This is a genomic window from Bradyrhizobium sp. UFLA05-109, assembly GCF_054185165.1.
In genome coordinates this window covers 1-20,783 of the sequence record NZ_JBBIAR010000103.1, presented here as the reverse complement: position 1 = coordinate 20,783, position 20,783 = coordinate 1, and the positions used below count along the sequence as shown (strand labels likewise).

Genomic DNA, 20,783 nt, shown 5'->3' with positions numbered 1-20,783 from the left:
CATAATCCTCGACAGCGCGGCGTACTGGGTGCCCCGCTTTCGCGGGGCATGACACCGAGACTAAATTCAATCGCACGCTTTGTCGGGGACGCAAATCGACAGGCACAAACCAGGCAAACAAAAGCGCGAAGCCGTAAACGCCGTTGAAGCACTCGATCCCGGAGTTCCCTACGAAAGTAGGTGGGCACCATATGTCCGAGCCCACGGGCCCGGCCAGGGACAGTTCCCTAAAGGATCGATAAGGCCCCGGGGATATATGGCTCCTGACGCGCGTCACAGCTTCGCTTTCCGCAATCTAGCAACGACGCTGACGAATCGCCAGCCCACCTGATCGTCAGCCGATCGCAATCCCGTTGCCGACGGTCCGGTTCAGGACCTGGGTCGATTTCTCGATGCGCTCGGCGGCGGCATTGAGCGCATTGACCACCGCGGTCTGCGTCATCCGGGCGCGCTCGGCGGCGGCATTACGGAAATCCCGCAGTTCGTTCACCTCGGCTTCCAGCGTGCGGATGCGGTTGCCGGCATCGACCAGCTCGTCGCATGCGGTGAGTGCCGCCATCACGGTGAGCCGCGCATCGCCGATCTCGCCGAATTTTCCGCGCAGGTTCTGAATCCGCGATTCCAGGCCTTCGGCGAGCTTCAGCAACCGCACCTCCTGCCCTTCCTCGCAGGCCATGCGATATTGCCGGCCGTTGATGGTGACGTTGATGTGGCTCATCCATCCTCTCCGGTATCGAGCACCGAACGTATCGTGACGATCGCCGAATCCAGCCGATCGGAGATTTCTCGATTGGTGCGCTCGAGCTTGCGCGCCTTCATCAGCGCACCGTCGAGCTCGTCGGCAAGTCGCGAGCGGTCGGTGCCGAGCGCCTGGATGCGCGTCGCGAGCTCGTTCTCGTCGCGGTCGGCATCGCGCCGTCGCTCGACCGCGCTCTCCAGCGCGTCGAGCGCCGACGTAAGTCTCCGGGTCGCGATCTCGATCTCGACGGCGGCGGACTCCGTCATGGCGGAACTGTTGGCAGCGCGATCGCTCATGCAGTCAGCGACGGACCCTTGTTGGCCTTTTCATCAGGACTTGCCGCTTGGCAAAAGACTCGGTTCGGCAAGCGCTTAGAAGCAGAAATTTACGTGGCAGGGAAGCGAAGCGCAACGCCGCGGCAAAACTATGCACCGATAGATCGGGGCCGGGCGTCCCGCCCCGACCGGTTCCTGGCGCGCGCGATCACTGTTGCGGCTTTTTGCGGATCGAACTTGGAGCAACTTTTCGCCCGGGGATGACGTTCGATTGCCTTGGACTCCCGGAACCGAGATGCTATCCAGCCCCCGACCTTCCAGCGGCCGAAAGGCTCCTTTCCGCGCGGGCGTACACCGCCACCAAGCGCCTCATTTCAGACGGATTTCAGACATGACGCAGGTCGATCACACCCGTATGGCCAATGCGATCCGCGGGCTCTCGATGGACGCGGTTGAGAAGGCCAAGTCCGGCCATCCCGGCCTGCCGATGGGAGCCGCCGACGTCGCGACCGTCCTGTTCACGCAGTTCCTGAAATTCGACGCCCAGGCCTCCGCCTGGCCCGACCGCGACCGCTTCGTGCTGTCGGCCGGCCACGGCTCGATGCTGCTCTATTCGCTGCTGTTCCTGACCGGCAGTGCGGACATGACGCTGGACCAGCTCAAGCACTTCCGCCAGCTGGGATCGCTGACCCCCGGTCACCCCGAGAACTTCCACACCAAGGGCATCGAGACCACCACCGGCCCGCTCGGCCAGGGCATTTCCACCGCAGTCGGCATGGCGCTGGCCGAGAAGATGCTGGCCGCCGAGTTCGGCAAGAAGATCGTCGACCACCATACCTACGTGCTTGCCTCCGACGGCGACCTGATGGAAGGCGTGTCGCAGGAAGCGATCGCCATGGCCGGGCACTGGAAGCTGAACAAGCTGATCGTGCTCTATGACGATAACGGAATCTCGATCGACGGCCCGACCTCGATCGCAGACTCGGTCGACCAGGTGAAGCGCTTCAAGTCGGCAGGCTGGGCCGCCGAGAAGATCGACGGCCAGGACCAGGCAGCAATCGCCGCCGCGATCACGCGTGCGAAAAAATCCAACAAGCCGACGCTGATCGCCTGCCGCACCACCATCGGCTACGGCGCGCCGCATAAGGCCGGGACCGCGAAGGCGCACGGCGAGGCGCTCGGCGCCGACGAGCTCAAGGCCGCCAAGGAAAATCTCGGCATCTCGCTCGAGCCGTTCTCGGTGCCCGACGACGTGCTCAAGGCGTGGCGTGAGGTCGGCAGCCGCGGCGCGGTCGCACGTCAGGAATGGGAAGGACGCCTCGGCGAGCTTGGCAGCCGCAAGCGCGCCGAGTTCGAGCGTCGCCTGCGCCATGAGCGCCCCGCGTCGCTCGCAAAGGCGCTGAAGGCGCACAAAAAGGGCCTTCTGGAAAATCCGCTCAACGTCGCGACGCGCAAATCCTCGGAAGCGGCGATCGAGGCGATCGCGGCCGCGATGCCGATGGAATTCTTGGCGGGTTCGGCCGATCTCACCGGCTCCAACAACAACAAGGCGAAGTCGGCCGTCGCCTTCTCCGCCAAGACGCCGAAGGGCCGCTTCATCCACTACGGCATCCGCGAGCACGGCATGTGCGCGGCGATGAACGGCATCTTCCTGCACGGCGGCTTCGCGCCGAACGGCGCGACCTTTCTGGTGTTCACGGACTACGCACGGCCCGCGATGCGGATTGCCGCCTTGATGGGTGCAGGCGTGGTGTATGTCATGACTCACGATTCCATCGGGCTTGGCGAAGACGGCCCGACCCATCAGCCGGTCGAGCATCTCGCAGCGCTGCGCGCGATTCCGAACATGCGCGTGTTCCGCCCCTGCGACTCCATCGAGGTCGCCGAGTGCTGGGAGCTGGCGCTGAACCGCATCGACGGTCCGACCGTGCTGGCGCTGACGCGCCAGAACCTGCCGCAGCTCCGCAGTTCCGCCAACGAGAACCCCTGCCAGTACGGCGCCTACGAGCTGGTTGCAGCCCAGGGCGAAGCCAAGGCGACGCTGTTCGCCTCGGGCTCCGAGGTCGAGATCGCGGTCGCGGCCCAAAAGCAGCTCGCGGAGCGCGGCATCGCGACGCGGGTGGTCTCGGTGCCCTCGCTGGAGCTCTTGTTAGCGCAACCAGAGGCGAAGCGTGCAGCCATCATCGGCAACGCGCCGGTCAAGGTCGCGATCGAGGCCGCAGTGCGCTGGGGCTGGGATGCCGTGATCGGCCAGGATGGTGAATTTATCGGCATGCATTCCTTCGGCGCGAGCGCGCCTGCCAAGGACCTTTTCAAGCACTTTGGAATTACCGCCGAGGCTGCAGTTAACGCTGTCCTGAAGCGCGTTTCCTGAGAGTTGAGCTTGCCGGGAAAAAGGACTACCAAACTCCCCATATGATCAAGTACCGCCCGGCCGAACCGGGCGTCCGCCCTAAAAAACCCTCGCAGGCGCGCCAGCGTTCTGCGGGATGACAACGGTCATTGAAGGAGACGAAAGATGGCAGTCCGCGTTGCAATTAACGGTTTTGGCCGCATCGGCCGCAACATCCTGCGGGCCATCGCCGAGTCCGGCCGCAAGGACGTCGAGGTGGTCGCCATCAATGATCTCGGACCGGTCGAGACCAACGCGCATCTGCTCCGCTTCGACTCCGTGCACGGCCGCTTCCCGGGAACCGTGACCGTCGATGGCGACACGATCAACCTCGGCAGCGGCAAGATCAAGGTGACCGCCGAGCGCGATCCGTCAAAGCTGCCCTGGAAGGATCTCGGCGTCGACGTCGCGATGGAGTGCACCGGCATCTTCACCTCGAAGGACAAGGCCGCCTTGCATCTGACCGCTGGCGCCAAGCGCGTGCTGGTCTCCGCGCCCGCCGACGGCGCCGATGCGACGATCGTCTACGGCGTCAACCATGAGACGCTGACCAAGAATCATCTGGTCGTCTCCAACGGCTCCTGCACGACGAACTGCCTCGCGCCGGTCGCCAAGGTCCTGAACGACCTCGTCGGCATCGAGACCGGCTTCATGACCACGATCCACGCCTACACCGGCGACCAGCCGACGCTGGACACGCTGCACAAGGATCTCTACCGCGGCCGCGCCGCGGCGATGTCGATGATCCCGACCTCGACCGGTGCCGCCAAAGCGATCGGCCTCGTGCTGCCGGAGCTGAAGGGCAAGCTCGACGGTGTCGCGATCCGCGTGCCGACCCCGAACGTCTCGGTCGTCGACCTCAAGATCGTCGCCAAGCGCGCCACCGACGCCAAGGAAGTCAACGCGGCGATGAAGCGCGCCTCCGAGCAGCAGCTCAAGGGCATCCTCGGCTACACCACGGCGCCGAACGTCTCGATCGACTTCAACCACGACCCGCACTCCTCCACGTTCCACGAGGACCAGACCAAGGTGCAGAACGGCACGCTGGTGCGCGTGATGTCCTGGTACGACAACGAGTGGGGTTTTTCGAACCGCATGGCGGACACCGCCGTTGCGATGAGCAAGGTGCTCTAACGGAGGCGCGATGCTTCCTGCCTGGATCGGAATTCCTGGCGTCATCCTGCTGTTCGCATTGATCGCGTACGGCATGCGTCAGGGAGGCAAGGTAACGACCAGGCAGGAAGGCAATCCACCTGAGCGCGATGCGCCGTAACGTCGCCAGTTAACGAGTGATCAGGACATGGCCAGATTTCGCACCCTCGACGACGTCGACGTGAAGGGCAAGCGCGTGCTGCTGCGCGTCGATCTCAACGTGCCCATGGACAACGGGCGCGTCACCGACGCAACGCGACTCGAGCGCGTCGCACCGACCATCACCGAAATCTCCGACAAGGGCGGCAAGGTCATCCTGCTCGCGCATTTCGGCCGGCCGAAGGGCCGCGACGCCAAGGACTCGCTGAAGCCGGTTGCCGAAGCGCTGGCGAAGGTCGTGAAGAAGCCGGTTGCGTTTGCCGACGACTGCATCGGCGAGCCTGCGGCCAAGGCCGTAGCGGCGCTGAACGACGGCGACATCCTGTGCCTGGAGAACACCCGCTTCCACAAAGAGGAAGAGAAGAACGATCCCGCCTTCGTCGCGGAATTGGCAAAGCTCGGCGACATCTGGGTCAATGATGCCTTCTCCGCCGCGCACCGCGCCCACGCCTCGACCGAGGGCCTTGGCCGCGAGCTGCCGGCCTATGCCGGCCGCACCATGCAGGCCGAGCTGGATGCGCTGGAGAAGGCCCTGGAAGCGCCGACCAAGCCCGTCATCGCGATCATCGGCGGCGCAAAGGTCTCGACCAAGATCGACCTTCTGGAAAACCTCGTCAGCAAGGTCGATGCGCTCGTGATTGGCGGTGGCATGGCCAACACCTTCCTGCACGCCCAGGGCGTTGCGGTCGGCAAGTCGCTGGCCGAGAAGGATCTCGCCGCAACGGCGGTGCGCATCATGGAGAAGGCCGAAGCCGCGAACTGCGCCATCATCCTCCCGGTGGATGCCACTGTCGCCTATCATTTTGCCGCCAACGCACCGTCGCATGCCTATGGGCTCGATGCGATCCCGGCCGACGGCATGATCCTCGACGTTGGCCCGCAGTCGGTGGCGCGTATCCATGCCGCGATCGACGACGCGGCAACGCTGGTCTGGAACGGCCCGCTCGGGGCTTTCGAGTTGCAACCATTCGATCGAGGCACCGTGGCGGCCGCCAAGCACGCCGCCGAGCGCACCAAGGCCAAGAAGCTGATTTCGATCGCGGGCGGCGGCGACACCGTCGCGGCGCTCAACCAGGCCGGCGTCGGCTCCGATTTCACCTATGTCTCGACCGCCGGTGGCGCATTTCTTGAATGGATGGAAGGCAAGCCCCTGCCCGGCGTCGAGGTTTTGCGCACCAAGTAAGTTAGTTGGCCGGAAGGCCCAAACGGGAGAAAAACACAGATGGCTCGGATCACGTTGCGTCAATTGCTCGACCATGCTGCGGAGAACGATTACGGCGTACCGGCCTTCAACATCAACAATATGGAGCAGGCGCTGGCGATCATGGACGCGGCCAACCAGGTCGACGCGCCCGTCATCATCCAGGCCTCGCGCGGCGCGCGCTCCTACGCCAACGACGTCATGCTCAAGCACATGATGGACGCGGTGACCGAGATCTATCCGCACATTCCGGTCTGCGTGCATCTCGACCACGGCAACGAGCCCGCGACCTGCATGACCGCGATCCAGGCTGGTTTCACCTCCGTGATGATGGACGGCTCGCTGAAGGCCGATGGCAAGACCCCCGGTGATTGGGGCTACAATATCGGCGTCACCAAGACCGTGACCGACATGGCCCATCTCGGTGGCATCTCGGTGGAGGGCGAACTCGGCGTGCTCGGCTCGCTCGAGACCGGCATGGGCGACAAGGAAGACGGCCACGGCGCCGAAGGCAAGCTGTCGCACGACCAGCTCCTGACCAACCCGGACGAGGCCGTGAAGTTCGTCAAGGAGACCCAGGTCGACGCGCTCGCGATCGCGATGGGCACTTCGCACGGCGCCTACAAGTTCACCCGCAAGCCGGACGGCGACATCCTCGCCATGAACGTGATCGAGGAGATCCACCGCAAGCTGCCGAACACGCACCTTGTGATGCACGGTTCGTCGTCGGTGCCGCAGGATCTTCAGGAGATCATCAACGCCAATGGCGGCAAGATGAAGCCGACCTGGGGCGTGCCGGTCGCCGAGATCCAGCGCGGCATCAAGAACGGCGTGCGCAAGATCAACATCGACACCGACAACCGCATGGCGATGACCGGCCAGATCCGCAAGGTCCTGAAGGACAATCCGGAGGAGTTCGATCCGCGCAAGTACCTGAAGCCGGCCATGGAAGCCATGACCAAGCTGTGCAAGCAGCGGCTCCAGGAGTTCAACACCGCGGGCCAGGCCTCCAAGATCAAGCGCGTGCTGACGACGGCTGAAATGGCCAAGCGCTATGCCAAGGGCGAGCTCAACCCGAAGATCGCGTGAGCGAGCGAACACTCCCTTCTCCGTCATTCCGGGGCGCCGCACAGCGGCGAGCCCGGAATCCTTAGCCAGGGACCGGGGTTATGGATTCCGGGCCTGCGCCTACCGGCGCATCCCGGAAATGACAGCGTGCTTCGTGGCTCGACGCTCTCCCCTCCGATCCCCATTACCCTGCGACCAACGTTAACTCGGCAATTGCCCGAGAACGGTCTATTTTCGCAGGCAAGGGCAGAATCGTTTTGGGAGGACCTCTCGATGAATCTGACTGAGCTCAACAAGGTCGCACAGGCCATGGTTACGCCCGGCAAGGGCATCCTCGCCGCCGACGAATCCTCCGGCACCATCAAGAAGCGTTTTGATGCAATCGGCGTGGAATCCACCGAAGACAACCGTCGCGACTACCGCGAGATGCTGTTTCGTTCCAACGACGCCATGAGCCAGCACATCTCCGGCGTCATCCTCTATGACGAGACGATCTGGCAGAACGCGAAGGACGGCACCCCGCTGGTGAAGCTGATCGAAGCGAGCGGCGCCATTCCCGGCATCAAGGTCGACGAAGGCACGCAGGCCCTGCCGATGTGCCCGGGTGAGCTCGTCACCGTCGGCCTCGACAAGCTCGCCGAGCGCCTGAAGAAATACTATGAGCGTGGCGCGCGCTTTGCCAAATGGCGCGCGGTGATCGACATCGGCAGCGGCATCCCCTCGATGACCGCAATCGGCGTCAACGCGCATGCGCTGGCGCGTTACGCGGCGCTGTGCCAGGCCGCGCAGATCGTGCCGATCGTCGAGCCGGAGGTGCTGATGGACGGCGACCACGACATCAACCGCTGCTATGACGTGACGCAGCGCGTGCTCAACAAGACGTTCCAGGAATTGCGCGTGCAGCGCGTCGCGCTCGAAGGCATGGTGCTGAAGCCCAACATGGCAGTCTCGGGAAAGAAGTGTGCGAAGCAGGCCTCCGTTGCGGAGGTCGCGGAAAAGACCGTGCGCCTCCTCAAGGCCTGCGTGCCGGCGGCCGTGCCCGGCATCGCCTTCCTCTCCGGCGGCCAGTCGGACGAGGAGGCAACCGCGCATCTCGATGCCATGAACAGGCTCGGGCCGCTGCCGTGGCGGCTGACCTTCTCCTATGGCCGCGCGCTTCAGGCCGCGCCGCAGAAGGCCTGGTCTGGCAAGGCGGAAAACGTCGCGACCGGTCAAAAGGCCTTCGCCCATCGCGCGCGGATGAACGCACTCGCCAGCCGCGGCGAATGGGACAGCGGCCTCGAAAAGAAGGCGGCCTAGACTTGTCGAACAATTCTGCTCCCGCGCGCCCGGCGCCGCGGCTCTATCTCGCGACGCCGCTCGTCGACGATCCCGCTTCGCTCCTGGGCGAGCTGCCCGACCTGCTCGCCGCCGCCGACGTCGCTGCCGTGCTGGTGCGGCTGAAGGAAACCGATCAACGCACGATGATCTCGCGGGTGAAGGCGCTGGCGCCGGTCGTGCAGAAGGCCGGCGCTGCGCTGCTCGTCGATGGCCATGTCGAGCTGGTCGCGCGCGGCGGCGCCGATGGCGCGCATCTGATCGGCATCGCCGCACTCGAAGAAGCCATGCCATCCCTGAAGCCCGACCGCATCGCCGGCGTCGGCGGGCTCGCCACCCGCCATGATTCCATGAGTGCAGGCGAGATGGGCGCAGATTACGTGCTGTTCGGCGAACCGGACGCAACGGGCCAGCGGCCCTCAGTGCAAGCGGTCGCGGAGCGGCTGGACTGGTGGGCCGAGCTGTTCGAGCCGCCCTGCGTCGGCTTTGCCATCTCATTGGCGGAAGCCTTCGAGTTCGCCGCCGCAGGTGCCGATTTCGTGCTGATTGGCGATTTCATCTGGGCCGATCCTCGCGGGCCGAAGGCTGCGCTCGTCGATGCGGAAGCCGCGATCAAGAAGGCCTATGCGGATGCGCCCGCGGACCGGGGGCGTGGCTAGCAGCCAATCATGAAGCCCCTGGTCTCTACATCGTTCCTGGCTCTTTTGCTCCTCGCCGCGCCTGCGGCCGCACAGCTCTCGCTGACGCCGCCGGCGGCAACGCCGAGCCCTGCGCCCGAGAAGCCCAAAGAAAATCCCAAGGAAAAATCTGCGGCGAAGCCGCACGCACTCACCAAGAAGAAGGAGGCAGCGCCCGCGCCGAAGCCCTCGGCCTCGCCGAGCCCGCCGCCGGCCGCGACCGTGATCCCGGCGCCGCCGACCGACAATTCCAATGCCGACCTGGTGTACGGCGCCTATCAGCGCGGCCAGTACAAGACCGCCTTCGATCTTGCCACCCCGCGCGCGCAAGCCGGGGATCCCAAGGCGATGACCATGCTGGGCCAGCTCTATTCCAACGCCCTCGGCATCAAGCGCGACTATGTCAAGGCCGCCGAATGGTACCAACGCGCGTCGGATGCCGGCGACCGCGAGGCGATGTTCGAACTCGCAATGCTGCGCATGGCCGGCCGCGGCAGCCCGGTCGACAAGGGCGATGCGGTCAAGCTGCTCGCCTCCGCCGCCAAGCTCGGCGAGCCCAAGGCCGCTTATAATCTCGCGCTGCTCTATCTCGACGGGCAGACGCTGCCGCAGGACGTCAGGCGCTCGGCCGAGCTGCTGCGCCAGGCCGCGGATGCAGGGCTACCCGAGGCGCAATACGCGCTCGCAACCTTCTACAAGGAAGGCACAGGCGTGCCGAAGGACATCGAGCGGGCCGTGCGGCTTTTGCAGGCGGCCTCGCTCGCCGACAATGTCGATGCCGAGCTCGAATATGCGATCGCGCTGTTCAACGGCACAGGCACGCCGAAGAACCAGCCCGCGGCAGTGGCGTTGCTTCGCAAGGCCGCCCGGCAAAACAGTCCGATCGCGCAGAACCGGCTGGCCTGGGTGCTGGTCAACGGCATGGGCACGCCGGCCGACAAGATCGAGGGCTTCAAATGGCACCTGGTTGCCAAGACGGGCGGCAAGGGGGATCCCGATCTCGATAAGCAACTGGCCGATTTGCCCCCCGAGGACCGGGCCAAGGCCGATGCCGCCGCCAAGAAATGGCTCGGGACCAAATGACTTGACGCCAGCCCGGCCGCAGGGCACCCAGTCCCCAAAATCCGGCGGCTTCCAGCCGAATTCCCGCAAATCAAGACTGATCTCATGCTGTATTCCGCAACTATCAATGTCATGGTCAAAGCTGCGCGCCGCGCCGGCCGCAGCCTCAAGCGCGATCTCGGCGAGATCGAGCACTTGCAGGTCTCGCTGAAGGGCCCTGCGAATTTCGTCTCGCTCGCCGACAAGCGCGCCGAAGAGATCCTCTACCAGGACCTCGCCAAGGCCCGCCCCGGCTATGGCTTCATCGGCGAGGAAGGCGGCACGCGAGAAGGCAGCGACAAGAGCCACACCTGGATCGTCGATCCCCTGGACGGCACCACCAACTTCCTGCACGGCATCCCGCAATTCGCGATCTCGATTGGGCTGGCGCGCGAGGGCACGGTGATCGCGGGCGTGATCTACAACCCCGCCAATGACGAGCTCTACATCGCCGAGCGCGGCAAGGGCGCCTTCCTCAACGACCAGCGCCTGCGGGTGGCCGGCCGCCGCCAGCTCAACGAATGCGTTATCGCCTGCGGCCTGCCGCATATCGGCCGCGGCGACCACGAATCCTTCCGCCGCGAGATGACCGCGATCCAGGACCAGGTCGCAGGCCTGCGCCGCTTCGGCGCCGCCTCCCTCGACCTCGCCTTCGTCGCCGCCGGCCGCCTCGACGGCTACTGGGAGCGCAACTTGCATTCCTGGGACATCGCCGCCGGCATGATCATGGTGCGCGAAGCCGGCGGCACCGTCAGCGACATCGCAACCCCAGGCGATGCGCTGGTGACCGGCCACGTCGTGTGCGGCAACGAGTTCGTGCACGGCGAGCTGGTGAAGATTTTGCGGAAGTCGGCCGGGTAGGCAGAACGCTGCACCGCCCTCTCCGCTGTGATCATCCGCGAAAGCGGATGATCAAGTATTTCAGAGACGTTCGTTGGATACGCATACGCCGCGGCGTACTGGATGCCCCCGCTTTCGCGAGGGCATGACGCCGTACTTTATGGCTTCACGGGAGACGGCGGCCCGTACGCTTCAGCGTTCCCCTTCACCACCTTCTCCCGATCTCCCGCCAGCACGCGCTGCACGGAGACAAAGAACACCGGCACCATCAATAGTGCCAGGATGACCACTGCGATCATGCCGCCCATCACCACGGTGCCGAGCGATTGCTGGCTGGCACCGCCGGCACCATGCGCGATCGCCATCGGCAGCACGCCGCAGATGAAGGCAAGGCCGGTCATCAGGATCGGGCGGAAGCGCAGCCGGCAGGCCTCGATGGTCGCTTCCACCAGTGGCTTGCCTTCTTTCCGCAGGTCCTTCGCGAACTCGATGATCAGGATCGCATCCTTCGCCGCAAGGCCGATGATGGTGATGAGGCCGACGGTGAAATAGACGTCGTTCGGCAAGCCGCGCAGCATCGCCGCGATCACGGCGCCGGTGACGCCGAGCGGCACGGTCAGGAGCACCGCGAGCGGAATGGTCCAGCTCTCATAGAGCGCGGCCAGACACAGGAACGCCACGAACACCGACAGCGCGAGCAGGAACGGCGCCTGCGAGCCCGACAGCTTTTCCTGCAGTGACTGCCCGGTCCATTCATAGCCGAAGCCGCGCGGCAATTTGCCGGCGAGCCGCTCCATCTCGGCGATCGCATCGCCCGAGGTGAAGCCGGGCTTCGCCTCGCCCGAGATGCGCACCGCCGGGTAGTAGTTGAAACCCGCGATCTGCGTCGGCCCGCGCGACCATTCGACCGTCGCGAAGGAGGAGAACGGCACGAGCTGGCCACGACTGTTCTTGACGTTGTAGTTGAGGATGTCCTCTGTCTTCATCCGGTCGCGCGCGTCGGCCTGCACCACGACGCGCTGCATGCGGCCGCGGTTCGGGAAATCGTTGATGTAGTTCGAGCCGAGATTGGTCGAGATGGTGTTGTTGATGTCCTCGAAGGTGACACCGAACGCGCCGGCCTTCTCGCGGTCGATCACGAGATTGACCACGCCCGCCTCGGGTAGACCCTCGACATAGACCTTTTGCAGCACGGGGCTCGCATTGGCCTCCGCGATGAGCTGGTCGGCGGCGCGCATCAGGGCCGGATAGCCCTTCTGGCCGCGGTCCTGGAGGCGGAACGAGAAGCCCGAGGAGTTGCCGAGATTGTCGATCGGCGGCGGCTGGAGCGCCGAGATCTTGGCGTCGCGGATCGAGGACAGGTCGCGGTTGATGTCTGAGACGATCGCGGCGGCAGACTCCTTGGGGCCGCGCTCCGACCAGTCCTTCAGCGTGATGAAGGCCTGCGCGGTGTTCATGCCCTGGCCGGAGAAGCTGAAGCCGGTGAGGAAGGTGACGTCCTTCACGCCGGGGCGCATCGCGAGATATTTTTCGACCTTCTCGATCACGGCCTCGGTGCGGGCATAGGACGAATCCGACGGCGCCTGCACGTCGGTGGTGACAAAGCCCTGGTCGTCGACGGGGAGGAAGCCGCCGGGCAGGTTGACGAAGGCCCAGGACAGGCCGACGAGCAGCGCGGCATAGACCAGCATCAGCCGTCCCGTGCGCTTCAGCGAGAAGCCGACGGTGCGGGAATAGCCCTCCTTGCCGCCTTCGAGCATTCGGTTGAACCAGCCAAAGACGCCCTTCTTGGCATGGCCATGACCGGCCGCGACAGGCTTGAGCAGCGTTGCGCACAGCGCCGGCGTCAGCGAGAGCGCGAGGAACGCCGAAAAGCCGATCGCGGCGACCATCGTGACCGAGAACTGGCGGTAGATGATGCCGACCGAGCCCGGGAAGAACGCCATAGGCACGAACACGGCCATCAGCACCAGCGTGATGCCGATGATCGCGCCGGTGATTTGCGACATCGCCTTGCGCGTCGCTTCCTTCGGCGGCAGGCCTTCCTCCGCCATGATGCGCTCGACGTTCTCGACCACGACGATGGCATCGTCGACGAGGATGCCGACCGCGAGCACCATGCCGAACATCGAGAGCATGTTGATGGAGTAGCCGGCGAGCAGCAGCGTGGTACAGGCGCCCAGCAGTGCCACCGGCACCACGATGGTCGGAATGATGGTGTAGCGGATGTTCTGCAAGAACAAGAACATCACCACGAAGACCAGCACCACGGCCTCGACCAGCGTCGACAGCACCTTCTTGATCGAGGCCTCGACGACAGGCGTGATGTTGTAGGGAATCTCGTAACTGATATTGGCCGGGAAGAAGCGCGACAGCTCCTTCATCTTGGCCTCGACCGCACTCGCAGTCGCCAGCGCATTGCCGGTCGGCGACAGCAGTACCGAGAGGCCCGCGGTCGGCTTGCCGTTGAGGCGGGTGTTGAACTGATAGCTGAGGCCGCCGACCTCGACCCGCGCGACATCGCGCAGCCGAACTGTCGAGCCATCGGGGTTGGCGCGCAGGATGATGGCGCCGAATTCGTCCGGCGAGGAGAGCTGGCCCTTGACCAGCACCAGCGCGGAGATGCGCTGGTCGGCCGTCGACGGTTCGGCACCGATGCTGCCGGAGGCCACCTGCGCGTTCTGCGCGCTGATCGCCTTGTTGACGTCATCCGCCGTCAGCCCATAGCCGACGAGTTTTGCCGGATCGACCCAGACGCGAAGCGAGCGCTCGGTCGAATAGAGCGTGGCGCGGCCGACGCCAGGGATGCGGCGAATCTCGCCGAGCACGTTGCGGATCATGAAGTCGCCGAGCCCGACCTCATCGAGGCTGCCATCGGTCGAGTTCAGCGTGATGATCTGGAGCACCGCGCTGGACGCTTCCTCGATCAATATGCCCTGCTGGATCACCGCACGCGGCAGGCGCGCCTCGACGCGCTTGATGCGGTTCTGCACCTCGACCGAGGCAGCACCGGTATCGGTGCCCGGCACGAAATTGGCGATAATCTCGACCTGGCCGAGCGAGTCGCTCGTGGATTCGAAATTCAGAATGCCGGACGCGCCGTTGAGCTCCTCCTCGATCAGCCGCGTGACGCTGTTGTAGAGGTTTTCCGGCGAGGCACCGGGATAGCTGGTCGAGATCGAGATCGAGGGCGGCGCGATGATCGGGTATTGCGCGACCGGCAATAGCGGGATCGAGATCGCGCCGATCAAGCAGATGAACAGCGCGACCACCCAGGCGAAGATCGGCCTGTCGATGAAGAAGCTTGGCATGGCGCGTTACCGCAAGGCCCGAGCGTGCTGGGCATCTGCCGTCGCATCGGCCTCGGCCCAGGACTGCGGCTTGACCTTGTCGCCGGCGGCGAACTTCTGGAAACCTTCGACCACGACCTTGTCGCCGGCCTTCAGTCCGTCGGTGACGAACCAGATGCCGTCCTGCACCGAGCCGGTGCGCACCGGCTGCACCGCGATGCGGTTGTCGTCCTTGACGACGAACACCTCGCTGCCGCCGCCGCCATTGCGCTGGATCGCCTGCTGCGGCACCGCGATCGCATCGGAATCAATGCCCTGATCGATGCGGACGCGGACATACATGCCCGGCAGCAATTCGCGCTTGGGATTGCGGAACTCGCCGCGCAGCGTCACCTGGCCGGTATGGGCGTCGACCTTGGCGTCGGAGAACAAGAGCTTGCCGTCGAGCGAATAGGTCGTGTTGTCGTCGAGCACGAGGCGGACTTTCGCGGCATCCGCCGCGATGCGATCGAGGTCGCCGTTCTCGAAGGCGCGGCGAAGCTGGTTCATCTCGGTGACCGACTGGGTGAAGTCGGCATAGATCGGATCGAGCTGCTGGACGGTGGCGAGATTGGTCTCGTTCTGCACCACGAGCGCGCCTTCGCTGACGATAGCCGCACCAACCACGCCGTCGATCGGCGCGCGCACAGTGGCGTAGTCGAGGTTCAGCCTGGCGCGCGCGAGCTCGGCCTTGCGGCCCTCGACTTCGGCCTGGGCCTGGCGCTCGGCGGCGATCGTCTTCTCGTTCTCGGCTTCCGGCGCGGCACGCTGACTGGTGAGCGTGGCGATACGGCGCGCCTGCTGCTGCGCCTGCATCAGGGCGGCCTCGGCCTTGGCGAGCCCGGCCTCGTTCGCCATCACCTCGACCTCGAACGGCCGCGGATCGATACGATAGAGCGCGTCTCCCGCCTTCACCTCGCTGCCCTGGCGGAACAGGCGCTCGACGACGATGCCGGAGACGCGCGGCCGCACCTCGGCGACGCGTGTCGGCGCGATGCGGCCGGGCAGCTCGCGCACCACGGCGCGCGCTTGCTGCTTGACGACGACGATGCTGACATCGGGTTCGGAAGGCTGAACGGCGGAGACCGCGGAGCTGGATTCATCACAGCCCGCAAGCAGCGGCGCAAGGGCCGCGAGCATCATTGCAACGCATGCCGATCGCGCTCGAAGTCCTGACATGAAGTGGGGTGCCCCGATGTTGTTGAACAAAGCGGCACGCACGAAACGATTCCGCGCGGCCGGCCCGGTCAAAATAGAATGCGCGTGCTGCGACGCAACGCATGCTGCGGGCGGCTCAATGTCACACGCGCTAGGGCGCTGAGTTCGCGGTCGTTTTCAGAGCTCACTGGATTGTGAGTCCGCCTCCATGGCAATCGACTGCGACAGAACATCGCAAGGGATGAGCCCGGGCGTGCACCGATAAGGATGTAGATCGGCTTCTGACGGCTGAGTGGACATCTCGCGATCATTGCCGCTTGTGCCCTGAACGGACGCAACAGTTGCAGAACAATTGGACGCCATGCGGTCCGACGCGATCGCCCCTAACTCCTGCCGTACTGGTCTAGATCGTAGGCCTGCAGGATGCGGACAAAATCGGCCATGCTGGATCGATCCCGATTGTCGGCCATCGCCGCAACCTGAGCATGGGACGCGGGCTGGCTCGCTTGCCAGAACCGCATGAGGAGGTCGGCGATGTTTCTCATGGCGCACTCTCCGCAACCAACTGTGGCAGTAGACACCAGTTACTGGAGCGGCGGCTCGATCGCGGGAAAGGGCGGCGGGCGTTACGCCGCCGACCTTGTCCTGCAACTGCCTGCTCGCGGGGCCGGTTCCGTTGCTTCCTAGTCTGCATTCGTTAGGTAGCACCGGGCACTCGGTTGATGCCATTGCGCACAGGTATGAAGTGAACGTGCTGAGGTACGGTCGGGCTAGTGACTCGGTATAACTCGACCAGACGACGGTTTAGCCCAAGGGTTTTAATCCCAAGGGTTCTAATCCCAAGGGGTCTAGCCCCAAGGTTCGATTGGCGTCGATATCCTCGAAGGTTGCTGGACCTTGTCGACGAGATGATCGAAATCCGCCCCGTCGGCGCGCAGCCGCATTGGCACGTCAACGTGCAGAGGAACAGCACCTGATCGAGGTGGCGCCCCGGATAGAGAAGGCGATCGAGGAAACCGTCAGCGTTTAGTCGCGCTCAAGCAACGTCAGCCTGCGGACTCGCCTCCTCCTCGTCGGTAAGGGCATCGAGATCGATGATCTGGGGATCGTCCCAAGATGTCTCGTCCTGCCCCGCGCCGCTGCCATGAACGTGCATCAGGGTCTGCACGCGCCTCGCATTGAGATAATCCACATGCTGGTGCCGCAGGGCGATCGGCAGCAGCGTCTTCGGCAGCTCGACCAGCGCGAAGGCAGGCGCTTTGCGCGACTCGCCGCCCTCCTGCCACTTGAGCGGATTGAGCGTGTAGATCAATTGCCGCTCGACCTCCGGAGGCTGCGAGCACGTGGCGGCGGGCGGCGGCGGCGCGGTATTGACGTTGCCCACCCGTGTGCGCGCCGCCAGTGTCCTCAGCTCCCAGCGGACCAGGTCCGCGGCCGACAGCACCTCGCGACGCACGTCGTCCACGCTGGCCGAGAAGCGCGTCGCCTCCGCCACCGTCACTGCACCCTTGGCGACGGCGTCGACCAGCGCGGCTGCGCCCGAAGCAAATCCCGGGACGGCCAGATCGATCGCCGCCGCAAGCGCCTCGATACGATCCGCAAGCAATTCGCGATCGCGCTGCGCTATGGCGCCGGCCAGCGCACGCTCGGTTGCGACGATCTGTTCGTTGCTTTCTCCGAGGGCCGCGCGCGCTGTCTTGACCCGATCCTCAACCGAGCGCAGCTCGGCCTCCGCGCGCGCGAGCTTGGCATGGCCGGCACCAGCCATCGCCAGCCGCTCGGCAGCGGCGCGTGTTTCCGCAAGCACGGATTCGGCAAGACCAAGCTGGTCGGCCAGTTTTTGCCGCTCCGCCTGCCTGCTCTTCAGTGCGCTCTCGAAGCGCTCAACCGGGCCGAGCTCACGCTTGAAGAATGCCATGGCAATATCCTCACGTATCGCGATCCTCTACCGAATCAGCTGACATATCCAATCCGCGAGCCGTAGTTGGAAATTTCGATAAGATTGCGGCTTCGCCGAAAGCGCGAGACTCACCTGATTCGTGAGCCTGCCTCCCGTGCAGAAGAAGATAGGCGCCAGCGCGTTAACAATCCGTTAACCATCGCGGCCTAGCCTGACGTCATCAGCGCACACCCCCGCCCGGTCCAGTCCCAGGAGGACAACCGATGCCTATTGAGACGCTGACATATGCCGCACTTGGTTCCCGGCTCAAGATCTCGCCATTGGCCGCTCGTTCGCTCGCCAAGCGGCGCCGCTTGCCGTGCTCACTTTCAGATAATGGAAAGGCATTGGTCAGCGTTGATCTCGCTGAAATACGGCACGCGCCCCGACGACCCGGAAGTCGGCAAACAGGCGACGTCGCGCTGCAAGCAGAAAAGATCCTGGCACTGCAGGCGGAGGTCGCACGGCTCGAAGCAACAGCAGCCAGTCATCGGGCGGATTTCGAGCGAGAGCGAGAGCGCGCCGATCGCCTGACAACTGAACTGCTGCACGCGACTGCCGAGGCGACGGCGGCCAAGGAGGCGGCGGCGCGACTTGAAGGCTCGCTGCGAACCGGCGGCCGACCCGGTAGTCCAATCGACGGCCACGGACAAGCCACGTCCCGGCTGGGGCATCTCCTTGCCGACTTGGTGGAAGCCGACCGCAGAGCATGCAAGTAGCCATCCCGGCTCTCACATTCTCCAACTCGTCGAAGTAAGCGTGAGGCAAAAATGACTGACATCAGCGATCTGCGCGAGCTGAAAGCACGCATTGTCGTTTTCGGGGTCGGCGGCGCCGGCGGCAATGCGGTCAACAACATGATCGCAGCCGGGTTACAAGGCGTCGACTTCATCGTCGCCAATACCGACGCGCAGGCGCTCACCATGTCGAAGGCCAAGCGCGTCATCCAGATGGGCACCCAGGTGACTAAAGGCCTTGGCGCCGGCTCACAGCCCGAAATTGGGCGCGCCGCAGCCGAAGAGGTGATCGACGCGATCCGCGATCATTTGAAGGGCGCACACATGGTGTTCGTTACTGCCGGCATGGGCGGCGGTACCGGCACCGGGGCAGCGTCTGTCATCGCCAGAACCGCGCGCGAGCTTGGAATTCTCACCATTGGCGTGGTTACCAAGCCATTCCACTTCGAGGGCCAGCGCCGCATGCGCCTTGCCGAAGCAGGCATCGCGGATCTCCTGACAGCGGTGGACACCCTGCTGATCATCCCCAACCAGAACTTGTTCAGGGTGGCCAACGAGAAGACCACATTCGCGTCCGCTTTTGCCCTGGCCGATCAGGTGCTCTATTCGGGTGTTGCCTGCATCAGCGACCTCATCGTCAAGGAAGGTCTGATCAATCTCGATTTTGCCGACGTTCTCTCCATCATGCACGAGAAGGGCAAAGCCATGATGGGCAGGGGCGAGGCCTCGGGCGCAAAGCGCGTGCTCAACGCCGCCGTGGCCGCGATTTCCAATCCATTGATCGAGGACCCGTCGATCAAGCGAGCCAGTGGCCTCATCATCTCGATCACCGGCGGGAAGGACCTGACACTCTTCGAGGTCGACGAAGCTGCCAGCCGCATTCGCGAGGAGGCTGACCAGGACGCCAACATCATCGTCGGCGCCACTTTTGATGAGCGCCTGGACGGTATAGTCCGAGTCTCGGTGGTGGCGACCGGCATCGATAATCTTGGGCCGGCACGCCAGGTGCAACAAGCGCAAAGCTCAATCGCCGAACTCGCCGCCAGGCTGGGCAATGACGGCCGTCGCCTCGCCGACCGGATCGAGCACGGCGAACCGGCGCCGCCATTGGAGAGCCCGCCGCCCCCGCCGGCGACCCGCCGCCCCGAGGAAAGTCCCGCAAAGCCGATTTCGGAATATGCGCGGAATGCGGCGCCGCGGGGCCTCGATCCGTACGGCCGTTCCTCTACGGCACGCAATTGGATCGAGGAAGACGTTCTCGATATCCCGACCTTCCTGCGCCGCAAGGCCAAGTGAATCGTGCAAGAACCGACGTAACTCGTCTCCAGGTACTGAAAAAATAACCGGTGCGACGCGACCTCAAGAGGTCTAACGTCAAAGTTGCGCGCGAACAGGACCCGGCTTTCCGGCTTGGCCCGCACCGCTCTCGCGCAGCGTGAGATTGTCTTTGTCTTGAGGCGGAGGACACTCCATGCCGAGAAAAGAAATTCTCGACCAGATCCAGAAGTACATCCACCCGTTCCGCATTGCCAACGGCAAGGTCTTTCAGCTGAAAGACTTCGACCCCGGCGACACGCGCGGTCTGAATATGGAAAAGGGCGAAGCTGCCGAGCTTCTTCAGCGGGGCACTCGATGGCTCGCGGAAGAACAGGACATGCTTTACGCCCAGGACCGCTGGTCGCTGCTGCTGGTGTTCCAGGCCATGGATGCGGCCGGCAAAGACAGCACCATCAAGCACGTCATGTCGGGGGTGAATCCGCAGGGCTGCCAGGTTTTTTCGTTCAAGCAACCCTCACAAGAGGATCTCGCACACGACTTCATGTGGCGCTACGTCACGCGTCTGCCGGAGCGTGGGCGGATCGGAATCTTCAATCGTTCCTATTACGAAGAGGTCCTCGTTGTGCGCGTTCACGAAGAGATCTTGAAGCGGCAGAGGTTGCCACCGTCGTTCGTGGGCAACCGGATCTGGAACGAACGGCTGGCCGACATCGCGCACTTCGAGGACTACCTGACCCGGCAGGGCACGGTCATCCTCAAGTTCTTCCTGCATCTCTCGCGCGAAGAGCAGAAGAAGCGCTTCATGAAGCGCCTCGACAATCCGGAGAAGAACTGGAAGTTCTCGGCATCGGATGTGCACGCGCGCAAGTACTGGCGGGACTATATGGGCTCGTACGAAGCGGCAATCGCGGCCACCGCATCGGAGCAAGCGCCGTGGTACGTGGTGCCAGCCGACAACAGGTGGTTCACCCGTCTTGTCGTCGCCGCGGCAATCGTGGAGGCAGTGGAGAAGCTCGATCTCGCATATCCGAAGGTAAGCCCTGAGCAGAAAAAGGAGCTGGCCGCGGCTCGCGCGGAACTTGCGCGTGAAGCTTGACGTCCGAGGCTCGAGACGAGCCGTCTCATGCGCCTGCTTCCGCGGCGACAACAACCTTTCGCAGGGAGCTTGACGAGCGAATGACAAGCTTTTCTGCCTCCACCACGAGGAAGAACAGCAATCCGCCCGCGACAAGCCAGGGCCACACCCAAGCCGGGATAGGTTCGTTGCCAAACATCGCCTGAACCGGTGGTACATAGGTGAAAATCAGTTGCAGGATCACGACGGCAGCGATGCCGAGCGGCAAGTACGTGTTGCCCGTGTGCGCCCTCACGGAGAGCGACGAATCGAGCAGGTAACGGCTATTCAGCAAATAGAAGACCTG

General features: G+C 64.3%; 18 protein-coding genes, 1 other RNA gene and 1 pseudogene. 12 read left to right on the top strand and 8 right to left on the bottom strand.

Going from position 1 to position 20,783, the window contains the following annotated elements; translation table 11 throughout:
- Positions 1–124: 124 nt before the first annotated feature.
- From ssrS to Q3C01_RS41955, 3 genes are all read right to left on the bottom strand, one after another.
- A non-coding RNA gene (ssrS, locus tag Q3C01_RS41965) (6S RNA) lies at positions 125–285 on the bottom strand.
- A gap of 49 nt (positions 286–334) precedes the next feature.
- A complete protein-coding gene (locus Q3C01_RS41960; RefSeq protein ID WP_027521843.1) occupies positions 335–718 on the bottom strand; it encodes a cell division protein ZapA in 384 nt (127 codons plus the stop codon).
- On the bottom strand, positions 715–1,035 hold the full coding sequence (locus Q3C01_RS41955) for a DUF4164 domain-containing protein (RefSeq protein ID WP_027521842.1): 321 nt from the start codon (positions 1,033–1,035) through the stop codon (positions 715–717). Before Q3C01_RS41955 ends, Q3C01_RS41960 begins: the two co-directional genes overlap by 4 nt.
- Before the next feature lie 370 nt (positions 1,036–1,405).
- On the opposite strand from Q3C01_RS41955, the gene tkt reads away from it, so the two are divergent.
- From tkt to Q3C01_RS41910, 9 genes are all read left to right on the top strand, one after another.
- On the top strand, positions 1,406–3,388 hold the full coding sequence (tkt, locus tag Q3C01_RS41950) for a transketolase (protein ID WP_458151195.1): 1,983 nt from the start codon (positions 1,406–1,408) through the stop codon (positions 3,386–3,388).
- Positions 3,389–3,532: 144 nt separating this feature from the next.
- Positions 3,533–4,540, top strand: a complete 1,008-nt coding sequence (gene gap, locus Q3C01_RS41945) for a type I glyceraldehyde-3-phosphate dehydrogenase (protein WP_458151194.1) — start codon at positions 3,533–3,535, stop codon at positions 4,538–4,540.
- Between the two features lie 10 nt (positions 4,541–4,550).
- Positions 4,551–4,679 carry a hypothetical protein gene (locus tag Q3C01_RS41940; protein WP_458151193.1) on the top strand — a complete coding sequence of 43 codons (129 nt, stop codon included), beginning with the start codon at positions 4,551–4,553 and terminating at the stop codon, positions 4,677–4,679.
- Between the two features lie 27 nt (positions 4,680–4,706).
- On the top strand, positions 4,707–5,900 hold the full coding sequence (locus Q3C01_RS41935) for a phosphoglycerate kinase (protein WP_458151192.1): 1,194 nt from the start codon (positions 4,707–4,709) through the stop codon (positions 5,898–5,900).
- 39 nt (positions 5,901–5,939) lie between these two features.
- The gene (gene fba / locus Q3C01_RS41930) at positions 5,940–7,007 is read left to right on the top strand and encodes a class II fructose-bisphosphate aldolase (protein WP_458151191.1); all 1,068 of its coding nucleotides are present in this window, start codon (positions 5,940–5,942) and stop codon (positions 7,005–7,007) included.
- A 252-nt stretch (positions 7,008–7,259) separates the two neighbouring features.
- Complete coding sequence (locus Q3C01_RS41925; protein ID WP_458151190.1) at positions 7,260–8,285, top strand: class I fructose-bisphosphate aldolase; 1,026 nt, start codon at positions 7,260–7,262, stop codon at positions 8,283–8,285.
- Positions 8,286–8,287: 2 nt separating this feature from the next.
- Positions 8,288–8,962, top strand: coding sequence for a thiamine phosphate synthase (locus Q3C01_RS41920; RefSeq protein ID WP_458151189.1), 675 nt, complete (start codon positions 8,288–8,290; stop codon positions 8,960–8,962).
- 9 nt (positions 8,963–8,971) lie between these two features.
- A complete protein-coding gene (locus Q3C01_RS41915; RefSeq protein ID WP_458151188.1) occupies positions 8,972–10,063 on the top strand; it encodes a tetratricopeptide repeat protein in 1,092 nt (363 codons plus the stop codon).
- Positions 10,064–10,147: 84 nt separating this feature from the next.
- Positions 10,148–10,942 carry an inositol monophosphatase family protein gene (locus Q3C01_RS41910; RefSeq protein ID WP_458151187.1) on the top strand — a complete coding sequence of 265 codons (795 nt, stop codon included), beginning with the start codon at positions 10,148–10,150 and terminating at the stop codon, positions 10,940–10,942.
- 137 nt (positions 10,943–11,079) lie between these two features.
- Here Q3C01_RS41910 and Q3C01_RS41905 read toward each other — a convergent pair whose 3' ends face one another.
- The 4 genes from Q3C01_RS41905 to Q3C01_RS41890 all read right to left on the bottom strand — a co-directional run bounded on the left by Q3C01_RS41905 (position 11,080) and on the right by Q3C01_RS41890 (position 17,326).
- A complete protein-coding gene (locus Q3C01_RS41905) occupies positions 11,080–14,232 on the bottom strand; it encodes a multidrug efflux RND transporter permease subunit (protein ID WP_458151186.1) in 3,153 nt (1,050 codons plus the stop codon).
- A gap of 6 nt (positions 14,233–14,238) precedes the next feature.
- Complete coding sequence (locus Q3C01_RS41900) at positions 14,239–15,429, bottom strand: efflux RND transporter periplasmic adaptor subunit (protein WP_458151202.1); 1,191 nt, start codon at positions 15,427–15,429, stop codon at positions 14,239–14,241.
- A 362-nt stretch (positions 15,430–15,791) separates the two neighbouring features.
- Positions 15,792–15,953 (bottom strand): hypothetical protein, encoded by a 162-nt coding sequence (locus tag Q3C01_RS41895; protein WP_458151185.1) that lies wholly within the window; start codon positions 15,951–15,953, stop codon positions 15,792–15,794.
- Positions 15,954–16,444: 491 nt separating this feature from the next.
- Positions 16,445–17,326, bottom strand: a complete 882-nt coding sequence (locus Q3C01_RS41890) for a hypothetical protein (protein ID WP_458151184.1) — start codon at positions 17,324–17,326, stop codon at positions 16,445–16,447.
- A gap of 245 nt (positions 17,327–17,571) precedes the next feature.
- Between Q3C01_RS41890 and Q3C01_RS41885 the strand changes: the two genes are divergently transcribed.
- From Q3C01_RS41885 to Q3C01_RS41875, 3 genes and pseudogenes are all read left to right on the top strand, one after another.
- The gene (locus Q3C01_RS41885; RefSeq protein WP_458151183.1) at positions 17,572–18,066 is read left to right on the top strand and encodes a hypothetical protein; all 495 of its coding nucleotides are present in this window, start codon (positions 17,572–17,574) and stop codon (positions 18,064–18,066) included.
- A 51-nt stretch (positions 18,067–18,117) separates the two neighbouring features.
- Positions 18,118–19,302, top strand: a pseudogene (gene ftsZ, locus Q3C01_RS41880) (cell division protein FtsZ); the annotation flags it as partial.
- A 253-nt stretch (positions 19,303–19,555) separates the two neighbouring features.
- A complete protein-coding gene (locus tag Q3C01_RS41875) occupies positions 19,556–20,458 on the top strand; it encodes a polyphosphate kinase 2 family protein (RefSeq protein ID WP_458151182.1) in 903 nt (300 codons plus the stop codon).
- 25 nt (positions 20,459–20,483) lie between these two features.
- Here Q3C01_RS41875 and Q3C01_RS41870 read toward each other — a convergent pair.
- Positions 20,484–20,783, bottom strand: a 300-nt coding sequence (locus Q3C01_RS41870; protein WP_458151181.1) for a cation transporting ATPase C-terminal domain-containing protein, incomplete at its 5' end; no start/stop codon positions are given.

Excerpts from the sequence above, each read along its gene's own strand:
- Q3C01_RS41955 (WP_027521842.1), bottom strand. The coding sequence starts at position 1,035 with ATGAGCGATCGCGCTGCCAACAGTTCCGCCATGACGGAGTCCGCCGCC.
- Q3C01_RS41895 (WP_458151185.1), bottom strand. The coding sequence starts at position 15,953 with ATGAGAAACATCGCCGACCTCCTCATGCGGTTCTGGCAAGCGAGCCAG.
- Q3C01_RS41960 (WP_027521843.1), bottom strand. The coding sequence starts at position 718 with ATGAGCCACATCAACGTCACCATCAACGGCCGGCAATATCGCATGGCC.
- Q3C01_RS41940 (WP_458151193.1), top strand. The coding sequence starts at position 4,551 with ATGCTTCCTGCCTGGATCGGAATTCCTGGCGTCATCCTGCTGTTCGCA.
- gap (WP_458151194.1), top strand. The coding sequence starts at position 3,533 with ATGGCAGTCCGCGTTGCAATTAACGGTTTTGGCCGCATCGGCCGCAAC.
- Q3C01_RS41885 (WP_458151183.1), top strand. The coding sequence starts at position 17,572 with ATGCCTATTGAGACGCTGACATATGCCGCACTTGGTTCCCGGCTCAAG.
- Q3C01_RS41915 (WP_458151188.1), top strand. The coding sequence starts at position 8,972 with ATGAAGCCCCTGGTCTCTACATCGTTCCTGGCTCTTTTGCTCCTCGCC.
- Q3C01_RS41905 (WP_458151186.1), bottom strand. The coding sequence starts at position 14,232 with ATGCCAAGCTTCTTCATCGACAGGCCGATCTTCGCCTGGGTGGTCGCG.
- Q3C01_RS41925 (WP_458151190.1), top strand. The coding sequence starts at position 7,260 with ATGAATCTGACTGAGCTCAACAAGGTCGCACAGGCCATGGTTACGCCC.
- Q3C01_RS41900 (WP_458151202.1), bottom strand. The coding sequence starts at position 15,429 with ATGTCAGGACTTCGAGCGCGATCGGCATGCGTTGCAATGATGCTCGCG.
- Q3C01_RS41890 (WP_458151184.1), bottom strand. The coding sequence starts at position 17,326 with ATGGCATTCTTCAAGCGTGAGCTCGGCCCGGTTGAGCGCTTCGAGAGC.
- Q3C01_RS41935 (WP_458151192.1), top strand. The coding sequence starts at position 4,707 with ATGGCCAGATTTCGCACCCTCGACGACGTCGACGTGAAGGGCAAGCGC.
- fba (WP_458151191.1), top strand. The coding sequence starts at position 5,940 with ATGGCTCGGATCACGTTGCGTCAATTGCTCGACCATGCTGCGGAGAAC.
- tkt (WP_458151195.1), top strand. The coding sequence starts at position 1,406 with ATGACGCAGGTCGATCACACCCGTATGGCCAATGCGATCCGCGGGCTC.
- Q3C01_RS41910 (WP_458151187.1), top strand. The coding sequence starts at position 10,148 with ATGCTGTATTCCGCAACTATCAATGTCATGGTCAAAGCTGCGCGCCGC.
- Q3C01_RS41875 (WP_458151182.1), top strand. The coding sequence starts at position 19,556 with ATGCCGAGAAAAGAAATTCTCGACCAGATCCAGAAGTACATCCACCCG.